7 protein-coding genes and 1 pseudogene are annotated in these 10,268 nt (G+C 69.9%); 3 read left to right on the top strand and 5 right to left on the bottom strand.

The features are described from left to right. Positions 1-34 precede the first annotated feature (34 nt). The 5 genes from DEW08_RS00850 to cas3g are packed head-to-tail and all read right to left on the bottom strand — an operon-like array spanning position 35 to position 7,967. Complete coding sequence (locus DEW08_RS00850; protein WP_245986046.1) at positions 35-442, bottom strand: CRISPR-associated protein Cas4; 408 nt, start codon at positions 440-442, stop codon at positions 35-37. A gap of 22 nt (positions 443-464) precedes the next feature. Then, on the bottom strand, positions 465-2,150 hold the full coding sequence (gene csb2, locus DEW08_RS00855) for a type I-G CRISPR-associated protein Csb2 (protein ID WP_109323690.1): 1,686 nt from the start codon (positions 2,148-2,150) through the stop codon (positions 465-467). A 7-nt stretch (positions 2,151-2,157) separates the two neighbouring features. Continuing rightward, entirely contained in the window at positions 2,158-3,117 is a 960-nt protein-coding gene (cas7g, locus tag DEW08_RS00860; RefSeq protein ID WP_109323694.1) for a type I-G CRISPR-associated RAMP protein Csb1/Cas7g, read from the bottom strand. Continuing rightward, entirely contained in the window at positions 3,107-5,455 is a 2,349-nt protein-coding gene (cas8g1, locus tag DEW08_RS00865) for a type I-G CRISPR-associated protein Cas8g1/Csx17 (RefSeq protein WP_109323696.1), read from the bottom strand. Before cas8g1 ends, cas7g begins: the two co-directional genes overlap by 11 nt. Next, positions 5,442-7,967: a type I-G CRISPR-associated helicase/endonuclease Cas3g gene (cas3g, locus tag DEW08_RS00870; RefSeq protein WP_181449412.1), complete on the bottom strand. Its 2,526-nt coding sequence runs from the start codon at positions 7,965-7,967 to the stop codon at positions 5,442-5,444. The genes cas8g1 and cas3g overlap by 14 nt, the downstream gene beginning before the upstream one ends. Positions 7,968-8,284: 317 nt before the next feature. On the opposite strand from cas3g, the gene DEW08_RS00875 reads away from it, so the two are divergent. The 3 genes and pseudogenes from DEW08_RS00875 (at position 8,285) to DEW08_RS31835 (ending at position 10,189) form a co-directional block, all read left to right on the top strand. Next, positions 8,285-8,668 (top strand): hypothetical protein, encoded by a 384-nt coding sequence (locus DEW08_RS00875; RefSeq protein WP_181449413.1) that lies wholly within the window; start codon positions 8,285-8,287, stop codon positions 8,666-8,668. A gap of 96 nt (positions 8,669-8,764) precedes the next feature. Then, positions 8,765-9,205, top strand: a complete 441-nt coding sequence (locus DEW08_RS00880) for a GNAT family N-acetyltransferase (protein WP_109323702.1) — start codon at positions 8,765-8,767, stop codon at positions 9,203-9,205. Between the two features lie 343 nt (positions 9,206-9,548). Beyond that, positions 9,549-10,189 (top strand): annotated as a pseudogene (locus tag DEW08_RS31835) (SapC family protein). Positions 10,190-10,268: the final 79 nt, after the last annotated feature.

Genomic DNA, 10,268 nt, shown 5'->3' on the forward strand with positions numbered 1-10,268 from the left:
AAGTGGGCGCCCAGCGCGGCGCGGCGGCGGGGCGTCAGGCGGCACTGGAGGACCGAGAACTGCAGCCAGCGTCCATAGGCTCCCGTCGCCTTGAACACGCGGTGCCAGCGCTTTGGGTCAGCACGCCGTCCTCGCCCTCGATGACATCCATCCTGGCGATCAGGCCGAGCCGGTCGGAAGCCAGTTCGATGGAGCGCAGCTCGAAGGGCGGGGCGGTGTCGGCCTCCTCCGGCGGGGGCAGCGTGCCGCGCCCGGCGTCCACGCGGGCGTGGGCGCGCTTGTCCTCCTCGGTGTCGGCGTTGGCCGCCCAGGCGCCCTCCACCCACTCCAGATAGGCCAGCCGCGGGCAGTGGACCCACTCGTTCACCATGCGCGCCGGCACCGGCAGGTCCGGATCCGTCTCCGGCGGGGCGGGAAGGGGCAGGGTCAACTGGTCGGTCATCGCGGCGGCTCCATGCCGGAAGTCAGTCGTCGGGCTTCGGCTCGGCGGGCATGAACAGGCCCAATCCGAAATGGCAGGCGTAGCCGAGCGCCAGTGGTCCCCGCTTCGCCTCGGGCAAGGTGATGCGCAGGAAGGTGCCGGCGGTGTCGAGCTGGGCTTCGCCGCGGCTGGCGCGGAAGCGGTGGAAGTGAAGGGGGAGGCGGTCGCGCCCGTTGATCCGGATCGTCTTTTCCTCGGTCACCTCCAGCCGGTGGGCTTGGTCGGCCGGAACGATTCCCCGGCGGATCAGCAGGCGCCGCGCCTCGGCACAACGCCCACCGGCTTTCAGGTGCCCGGAGGCGAGGAACGGGGTGGCGCTGATCCATGTGCGGCTTTCACGAAGGAATGGAACATCGTTCTCGAAGTCCTTCGGCGTGCCGAACCCCTCCAGTGCCAGCCGCCATTCCTGGCGGATGTCCGGGGCCTCGTCCGTCTCCTCTTCGGATCGGCGGCCCCGGTCCGGCTCCCGGATCCACAGCCGCGTCACCTGATCGAGGGCGGCCCGGGCCTTGGCATCGAACCCGCCATTCGCATAGACCACCACATGGTCGATGAACCCGTCCCCATCCGCATCCTGCGGCAGCCAGAAGGCGTGGGCGTGGGCGGGGTCGTCGGCCAGCGGACGGCCGTCGGCGTTCTTTCCCAGGAACACCGCCGGCGCACGGGGTCGCCGCCGGCCCGTCGCGGGATCGGTGTCCCAGCCGAAGCGGGCCAGCGTGGCAAGCCGCATCAGCTCGCCGATCTTCACCGTATCCTCGACGCGCGGGCGCGGACGCCCGGCCAGAAGGAAGCGGGCGACGGTGGGCAGGTTCGTCTCCGTTCGGTTCGGCCGGCCCGTGCGGTGGCGGGGCAGGGGGGACAGCGGAACGCGGCGGTACAGAACGTCGCCGCTGGCCGGCGGGCGGCTCCAGCCCTGGCGCTGGAAGTCGCCGGTGTCCAGCGCCAGCGCGTCGAACAGCCGTTCCGGAAGGATCGCCGCGGTCGGGGCGATCAGCTTCGCCAGGGCCTTGCCGGTGGGCGGCTTGGGCTTGGTCCAGGAAGCGAGCACCTGTGCCTCCGCCGCGGCCAGCAGGCGGGTGCGTTCCTGCGCATACCCGGCGGGCGACAGCGGGGCGATGATCCGGACGGTTTCGGCCCCATCCTTCCTGTCGCCATCATCGCCGTCCTGATCATCGGACGACGACGGGCGGCAGTTGATCGTCCACCTCTTGTCTTCGGTCTCCACCCGACATTCGGCCCAGCTTTCAGCGCGGCCGAGATAGCCGATGCGCTCCGCCAGATGGCGCAGCAGGGCGAGAGCCTCGTCCTCCAGCGTCAGATCTGGCCAGACGGCCACGATGGGCTCTCCCGCCGGGAAGCGGGCGAAGGCGTCGAACACCAGCTTGGTGTCCCCGGCCGCCGCCTGCGGCATGTAGTGCCGGCTGTGGGCGTGGACGACCGACTCCGGTAGCGCATAGTCGGGCGGCCGTTCGGCCAGACGGTCGATCAGCGCGGCCAGGGCGTCCCCGGAAAAGGCGTCGCGATCCGCCTTGCGGTACCATGTCGCGACCAGGGCGCGCAGGATCCGCCAGGGCTCCGGCGGCCAGGCGACGTCCGCCTCGTTGACGTGGCGGCCCCAGGGCGTGGCGTGGTAGCGCCCGGCGGGAAAGGTGAAGACGAGCGCCAGCATGGGCGGCTCACTTGCGCCAGGTGACGGTCAGGGCCGGCGGGTCGTTGAACAGCCCTTCCGCCGCCACGGCGCGGATCAGGCCGGGCAGCGCCGCCTCCAGCTCCGCCAGCGGCGGCAGGGCGAAGTCCTTGGGCGCGGTCACGCGGGGATCGCCGGCCAGCCCCAGGTCGCAGGCGGTGCGCAGCCGCAGGCTTCCCTCCAGGAAGCGCCGGATCTTGTAGAGCGCCAGGACCACCAGCAGCGTTTCGACCGTCACGCCCAGGCCGAAGGCGCGGATCTGCTGCAGATCCAGGTTGAAGTAGGCGAAGATGTGCTTGGCGACCCATTCCTCGCGCGCGAAGGGCACGTTGCCGAAGCCTTTGGCCGCGTCGCCGCTGGGGCTGACGCTGTCGTTCTTCACGCCGCCGCTGACCGCCTCGCGCACGTCTTCCGCTTCGATGAAGGAGGACAGCGCGCGCGGCAGGCGCAGGCGCCCTCCGGCCAGGTCCTTCTTCGCCAGGAACAGCCCGTGCAGAAGCGCGTTGGTGTCGAGCTTCAGCACCACGCGCGCGAGCTTGCGCAGATCGACGCGGCCCTCCTCCATCGCCGCGAGTTCAGCTTTCAGGAGGTCGAAGACCGTCTTGTCCTTGCCCTCCAGGATGTAGGGGGAATTCAGCCGGTGCGCCTCCAGCACGGAGTTGGTGAGCGGCTCGCCGTCGGCATTGACGACCTTGACCAGGGGCAGGCCCGACAGCGGCGGCTGCCAGTCGTCGGCGGTTTCGTTCCAGCACAGGGTTTCCAGGCGGTTCGCCATGCTCTGGGCGCTTTCCACCAGGATCATGCGTCCGCGGCCATCCGGTGCGGCGAAGACCGCGTGGCCGAGGTTGGGGAAGCCGGTCGGCTGGAAACGCTTTCCCTGGAGAGGCTCCAGCTCCGCCTTGATCAGCAGGCGCGGTGCGGTGGCGAGGGGGGAGAGGTCAAGCGGCATGGTCGGCGGTCTCCGTATCGGCGTTGGCGTCTGCGTTGGATTGCGGGTAGGCACGCTCGATCACGCGGTCCAACCCGTTGTCGTCGATGGGGATGAGCAGGGCGGCGGCAAGCCGGCGGGGATCGACGGCTCCGATCGCGAAGGTCCCCTCCCGGACCCGGCTGTCCAGGAAGGGCGACGCGATGCCCGAGGCGTGGGCGCGGAGCAGCGCATCGCGCACGGCCGGCGCCACCTCGCCGCGAAGCAGCCGGGCGACGAGCCCCGACGGGATGGGCAGCGCATGGTCGCGGGGAAGCGGGCTGCGCCGGCGCTCCCCGATCGTCCGTTCCTGGTGCAGCCGGTCGGCGGGCGTGAACAGTGGCTTCAGGACGGCATAGGGCAGGGGCATGGCGGCCCAACCCCGTCCAGCCGAATCCCGTCCAGGCGAATGCAGGCGCCACCGCCCCGGCCGCACCCAGACCAAGCCGGCCAGCAAGGCGGCGCAGCGCGCGTCGACGAAGGAGGACGTGTCGAGGAACGCCAGCACGGCGGACAGCGGCGCGCCCGTGGAGGCGCACAACGTGTCGTCCACACCCTCCTCCCGCCCGGTGCGGCCGATCAGGCGGCGGTTCAGCATGGCGATCAGGTTGCGCGTCAGGTCGCCATCGCCCCACACCACCTCCAGCCGGCCGTCGCGGGCGCCGGCCTTGCGGCGCTTCTCGTCGTACCAAGCCGGGCCCTTCTTGAACGGCTGGGTGAGGTCGAGCGGGGCGACGTGGGCGGCCACCGGCAGGATCGGGTCTTCCCGCTTCCTGTCGTCTTCGGCGGCCTTGGGTGGAGGGTGCCCGAGGCTCGCCAGGGCGGCGGCCACGTGGAACTCCGGCGAGCCATCGTCGGCCAGACTCAGCCACCGGGGGGACAGGGCCGGGGGCGGGGGCACGGTTTCCCGCGCCTTCGGGGCGACGGCGAGATAGCGCGCCACCGCGCCCAGCGCGATCAGCGCTGCCTGCACCTCCGGCTTCCCGGCGCCCGGCTCCGTCAGCGCGAACAGCGCGTCGTCCAGGCGCTGGGCCAGGATGCGGGCGCGCGCGCCTTCCTCACCCTTGCGCAGCCGGTATCGCACCCGCTCCAGCCAGTGCCCCTCTTCCAACTCGGCGATCAGCGCCACGGCCGGCGGCGCGACGGCCGTCACCCGGCGGCGTCCCAGCGGGGTGGCGAGGTAGGCCTTGCCGGCCCGCATGACGAAGCCATAGCGCTGGAAGGCGTCGATCCCGCGCGAGGTGCCCAGCGCTGCGGCGGCGCGGGCGAACTCCAGCCCGTCACGCGCGGTGCGGCCGTTCAGCACGGCTCGGCCTTCCGCCAGGAACTGCCGGATCTCCGCCGCGGTGGCGGGGCGGGACCACAGAGGTGCCCAGAACTCCGCCCGCGCGTCGTCCTCGTCCTCCACCCCGATGCCGCCCCAGCCGGCGCCCGTGGCCTTCACGGTGAAGGGAAAGCTGGCCCCGGACTGGCGCGCGCTCTCGTTCCGCCGGGTCAGCGCGCCGGCGAACAGCAGCGCCCCCTCGATCATCAGCACGAAGTCCCAGGGGTTGAGGTTGGGCGCGCCCTCGAATCCCGCCGTGGAGTTCGGGCCGCCCGCCGCACCGGGGGCGAACTGGCCGATGGCCGCGTCGGTCAGTCCATCCGTCGCGTCGCCGAACAGGGCGGCCCGCAGCATGGGCACGGCCTCCGGCCGGTGCGCGCCGGTCTGCGCGTCGAACAACCCGCGCGGCGTCTTGGACGAGACGAGGCGGCGCATGAAGTTGTTCGTGAAGTCCAGCCGCCCGTCGTTGCCGCCGGTGCCCAGCAGAGGCGGGAACAGCAGGTCGTCGCGCGACAGGGCGAGTGCCGCGTCGATCCAGATCAGCGCCTCGTCCGGCAACTGCCCGCGCAGGCGCAGGACGAAGGACAGCTTCGCCTCCCCCTGCGGGCGTTCGACGAGACCGGCGTCGGCCAGTGCCCGCTCGCAGATCTCCATCGCGGCGCGGAGGCCGGCGAAGCGCTCCGCCGGGCTGTCCCGCAACGGCGCGAAGCCGTCGCGGTTGTCGCCGGCGAAGAAACCGCTGCCGCCGTTCCACGGCGCCACCACCGCGCTCGGCCGGTAGTGGTCCAGGAAGAAGGACAGCAATTCCTCTCCGGTCAGCCGGGTGCGGAGGTGGAAAGCCTCGTCCCGCCACCAGCCGGCGACGTCCTTGTCCGCCTGTCCGGCAACCGGGTGTTCGGCGATCAGGCGCAGGACGCCCAGCGCCTTCAGATAGCCGGCCAGAGGAACCGGCGCGCAGCCGTTCAGGACATGCTCGTGCCGTTCACTCTTGCCCATGGTCGTCCTCCCGGGTCTTGCGCTGCCGGGCCTTGTCCTGTTCGTCCGCCGAGGCGCGCCAGTCGGCGATGCGCACCAGGCTTTCCAGCCAGGCGAGCCGGAACGGCTTGTGGTCTTCCAGCAGGCGCGCGGTGCGGGCGGCCCAGCTGAGCCCCTGCGTCTCGCTGTCGCCCAACTCCATCAGTCCGAGCGACAAGGACACCGGGTCCGACCGGCCGCCGTCGCCGAGATCGACGGCCGGCAAACCGTCCCCTTCATGGATGCCGCGGGCGAAGCGGAGCACGCCGGCCGGTGCGCTTTCCTGCGGAAGGGCGCGCAGCGACAGCCGGACCTTCCCATGGTGCGCGGCAATCAGATAGGCGACCAGATCGGCTCCATTGACGTTGGCATCCGCTCCGCCGTGCTGTTGCAGAAAGGCGAGTGCCGAGGCCAGCTCGTGCCGGAAATAGGGGCGCCCCTTCCTGCGGTCGTACCGCGACGCCTTCGCGAGAAGCGCGCCGTCCGGGCGGACGGGCTCGGTCATCCGCTCCTGGAACTTGGGATGCGCCTTGCCCACGTCGTGCCAGCGGGCGGCGGTCACGACCGCGGCGCGGTCCGCCGGGGACAGCGGATGGGTCTGTTCCAGCGCCGCGCACAGCGCTTCCGCCGTCTCCGCCACATGGACGAGATGGTCGGTCAGCGGGACCGGCCGGTCCTGGCGCGTGTCGCGGTCGTCGTCGTGGCTCTCGGTGTCGGGATCGGGCGCCCCGGCCTGCGGGGCGGAGGGCGGTTCGTGGATCGGAACCTTCCTGTCCGTGATCTCGGGCGCGAGGCCGATGACCGGATCGTAGCCGCCGAGCGCCGCGTCCAGCATGACGACGAGGCCGGGCCAGGGCTTGCCGTCCAGGCGCACCCAGATGGACTCCGTCCCTTTCGCCTGCGGATTCAGGCGCCAGCCCTGCCGGGCCTTCAGAAGCTCCTCCCCGCGCCGGATCGGCACGCTGCACAGCTCCTCCGGACGGGGCAGGGGCTGGTCGTCCGGTTTCCCCGTGGCGAAGTCCCGCCAGAGCACCTGGAAGTCGGTATCCTTCGTGTCGCGGATGAAGGGGCTGACGTCGATGTCGAAGCCGGTCAGGTCGGGATCGGTGTCGAACAGGTCCAGCAGATCCTTGCGCCGCAGCACATGCCGCACCGGCGGCGTGCGGTCGCCCGGCGTCCGTTCGGGCGGCGGCAGGTTGGCCGGCGCCGCGTCGACAAGGTCGGCGAGCCGGGTGTGCGCCTCCGCCAACCCCTCCGCCGCGTAGGGCACCGCCAGTTCGCCCTTGGGGTCGACCTCCTTTGAAACGGGCAGGTCGATCCAGCGGATCTCCGCACCGTCCCCGCACTCCCCGTACCGGTTGACGCGCCCGAAGCGCTGAACCAGCGACGGCCAGGGCGCCAGTTCGGTGAACAGCAGGGCGGAGGTGACGTCCACGCCCGCCTCGATGGCCTGGGTCGCGACGACGATGCGGTCCGCCGTGGCTTCCGGGCCGGTCAGGCGCTCCAACTGCGCCTTCCGCTCCGCCGGGCGGAAGCGGCTGTGGATCAGGAGCAGCCTGTCCGCGCCCTCCGGACCCATGCGCTTCGTCAGCGCCCTGTGCACCTTCTGTGCCCGCGCCACGGTGTTCAGGATGACGATGGTGGTGCGGCCGGGGCGATGCGCCTCCAGCACCTCGCCCGCCAGAGCCGCCGCGTAGGCGTCGATGTCCTTGCCGCCGGCGCCCCCTGGCCGTGACGTGGCGGGGCGGACATGCTTATGGGCCTCGACCAGCAGCCGGCGGACACGGGGGTCGGCGGCGTCCTGCGGCACGTCGTCGGGCACGCGCAGGATCCGGCTGGTATCCCGGTGGTCCACGGTGACGAGCCATGCCGGGTCCAGGGTCGCCGACAGCCACAGGGACCGTGCGGGGCGGGCCGTTCCCAACGCCTCCCGCAGCCCTTGCAGCTGCGCCGAGGTCGCCAGCCCGGCGCCCATCGCCTGCACCTCGTCGAACACCCATTGCGCGTCGTTGTGCAGCAGGGCGAAGTCCACCGGCCAGCGGAAGCGGCTCATGCCGTAGCCGCGCATCAGCGCCCGGCTCAGCAGCATGTCCTGGGTGCCGATCAGGATGGCCGGGCGTTCGGGGTGCCGCATCCAGGGCGGGGGCTCCTTCTCCCGCTCTCCGCCGCCCATCAGGACGACCACTCCGTCCTCCGGGTGGGGCAGGGAAACGTCCTCGCTGGCCCCGAGCCTGTCGAGCCAGCCGCGCACGGCGTCGCGGGTCTGCTCCACGAGCGTCCGCATCGGCAAACACAGCACCAGCCGCAGCGGCGTGTCCTCCCGCGCGATCCGGCGGCGCCACAGCCACCCCAGCACGATCGCAGCCGTCTTGCCGAGACCCGTCGGGGCAATCAGCACCTCCGGCCAGGGTTCCACCGCCAAGCGCCGCTGGTATTCGTAGGGCTGGAGCGGGTTGCCCATGGCACTGGCGAAAAAGGAATCGAAGGAGGTCATCGCGACCACTCCTGGAAGGGCAATGTGCAAATGATTGCTTACGGGTAAATTTATGTGATTAGCCCCGCCTTCGGAGTTATCATCGTGACAACGATAACTCAGGGATTGCAACCCCTGCTTTTTGTAATCAGCAGGGGTTGCAGGCCAAGCCCTTGCCTTTGGGCAAGGGAAGAGGCTTCCCTGTCATAGCTCACACCTAAAAGTGAACAGATAATCCCGCATGCGCCAAACCGGGGCGAGCGTAAGGAAAATGTGTCAACTCTTCGTTCATCTCACCCCATCCACCATTCCCGCACGCACCACGCGGGGATGGATCCATGCGGATACTGTTCGGGTGGCATCTGGACGGGCCGTGCTGGCCGGAGTCCTTTGACGGGTTGGACGCCAGCCTGGACACCGACGTCGTCGGGCCCGCCGGGCTGATCCGCTTTCTGGAGACCCGGCTGGGGCTTGCGGGGCCGGAATCCTCCCCGGCTCTGCGCATCGCGCAGTATCTGGCGCGGCTGCGCGCGGTCGATGACGGGCGGCGCTTCTTCAGCCGCTCCCTGGCGGCCGACGGTTGGTCCGTCGCGCGAATGGTGCTGGGCTGGCGCGACTCCCTGGTCGAGGCAGGCTGGAGCGGCGCGGTCGTCGGGGACGGCCCACGGCTCGACACGCTGGCGGAGGTGGAGCGCGTGCCGGGGGACGTGACCCAGGCTTGAAACCTCTCCCCCACCCAGACCATCCTGCAAATGGGAGTCGCGCCCAAAACGGAAGCGGGAACGCCGCTCCCTTGTTCGGGATCAAGAGGAAGAGACGTGCGTCCAACGATTGTCGAAATTCCTGAACAGAACACAGCGGTGGCGGTGCCAGCCCTGCAGGTGCTGTGGCCGAAATATGATGCAGCGGAGATGGGCAGGATCATCGACACGATGTTGCGGCCGAATGGCTATCGCCTTGTCGGTATCGTTCCCAAAGAGGGCGAGCCAGCGGCGTGCGTCATGGGATTCCGCCTGCAGCATTCCCTATGGCTTGGAAAATCCCTCTATATCGTCGACATTGCTACGCTGCCGGATTGGCGAGGCCGAGGGTACGCCTCCCACATGCTGGACTGGGCGGCGAAGGAAGCCGAAAGGCTGGACTGCAACGCGCTGCACCTCGATTCCGGGGTCGGTCCGGACCGGAGCGACGCGCACCGACTGTACATGGCGAAGCGGTACCGGATCGGCTGCCACCATTTCGTGCGCAAGCTGGGATAAGTCCCAACTCCCCCATGGCGGACAGAGCCCGCCTCCATGTCGTGAACCTCCATGTCGAGAAAAGGAGAGCCGGCCGACAAGTCCGCTCCCGCCCCCCGACCTGAACTCTCCTCCGGATTGGCCGGCCATCCGCCGGCACGGAGACGATCCGGCGCCGCACCAAGCACCAATTTCAACGGCGATTGATTTGGTCCTCCGAGGCTTCGGGCTAATTTGCCCGCGCAAATAAGGGGTATCCCCGCCGCCTCACCCAGGAAACCACATGCCGATCTCCATGTTCTACGAGCGTCCGGCCGCGCTGAATCGCGAGCAGCACGCCACCATCAAGCTGAAACCGAACGGGATGGATTTCTCCTTTGCGGCTGGAGTGAACTCGGTTCCTCTCGCGGGTGTCGAGTTCGTCGAAGCGGCCCGCTCCTACCCGATCTTTTTCGTCGAGCCGCAGGGGGCGACGCCTTTCCGATCGCGCTGCTCGGCATGGCATCCGACGGGAACCGCTTCGTGGCCAAGGACGGGGGATGGCGCGACAGCTACATTCCGGCATTCGTCCGCCGCTATCCCTTCGTTCTCGCCGACGACAGCACCGTCTGTTTCGACGAGGCCTATCCGGGCTTCAACGAGGCGGACGGCGAGCCTCTGTTCGACGCCGAGGGCAAGGAAAGCCCCTTCCTCAGCCAGACCATCGCCTTCCTCGTCCAGTTCCAGGAGGAAATGCGCCGCACGCAGGAGTTCGCCAGGCAACTGGCCGACCTGAACCTGCTGAAGTCCTGGGCGATCCAGACCAACGGCGTGGACGGCCAGCCGCAAATCCTCGACGGCCTGTCGATCGTGGATGCGCGCAAGCTCGCCCAGCTTCCCGACGAGGCGGTGCTGTCGCTGTTCCGGTCGGGCGCGCTTGCCTGGATCCACGCGCATCTGCTGTCGCTCGGCACCGTTCCGGCGCTGACCGTTCCGGCCGTCGCTCCGGCGAACGCGGACGCATGATCCCGCAGGGCCGCCTCCGGGCGGCATGCGGACTCTGAAAAAAGACGCCCCAGGGAGACAACCATGGTCAGGAAAGATC

Source organism: Azospirillum thermophilum, from assembly GCF_003130795.1.
In the GTDB taxonomy this organism is placed as follows: domain Bacteria; phylum Pseudomonadota; class Alphaproteobacteria; order Azospirillales; family Azospirillaceae; genus Azospirillum; species Azospirillum thermophilum.

Bases quoted from the DNA above. Each gene is read 5' to 3' on its own strand.
- DEW08_RS00850 (WP_245986046.1), bottom strand. From the start codon at position 442: ATGACCGACCAGTTGACCCTGCCCCTTCCCGCCCCGCCGGAGACGGAT.
- csb2 (WP_109323690.1), bottom strand. From the start codon at position 2,150: ATGCTGGCGCTCGTCTTCACCTTTCCCGCCGGGCGCTACCACGCCACG.
- cas7g (WP_109323694.1), bottom strand. From the start codon at position 3,117: ATGCCGCTTGACCTCTCCCCCCTCGCCACCGCACCGCGCCTGCTGATC.
- cas8g1 (WP_109323696.1), bottom strand. From the start codon at position 5,455: ATGGGCAAGAGTGAACGGCACGAGCATGTCCTGAACGGCTGCGCGCCG.
- cas3g (WP_181449412.1), bottom strand. From the start codon at position 7,967: ATGACCTCCTTCGATTCCTTTTTCGCCAGTGCCATGGGCAACCCGCTC.
- DEW08_RS00875 (WP_181449413.1), top strand. From the start codon at position 8,285: ATGCGGATACTGTTCGGGTGGCATCTGGACGGGCCGTGCTGGCCGGAG.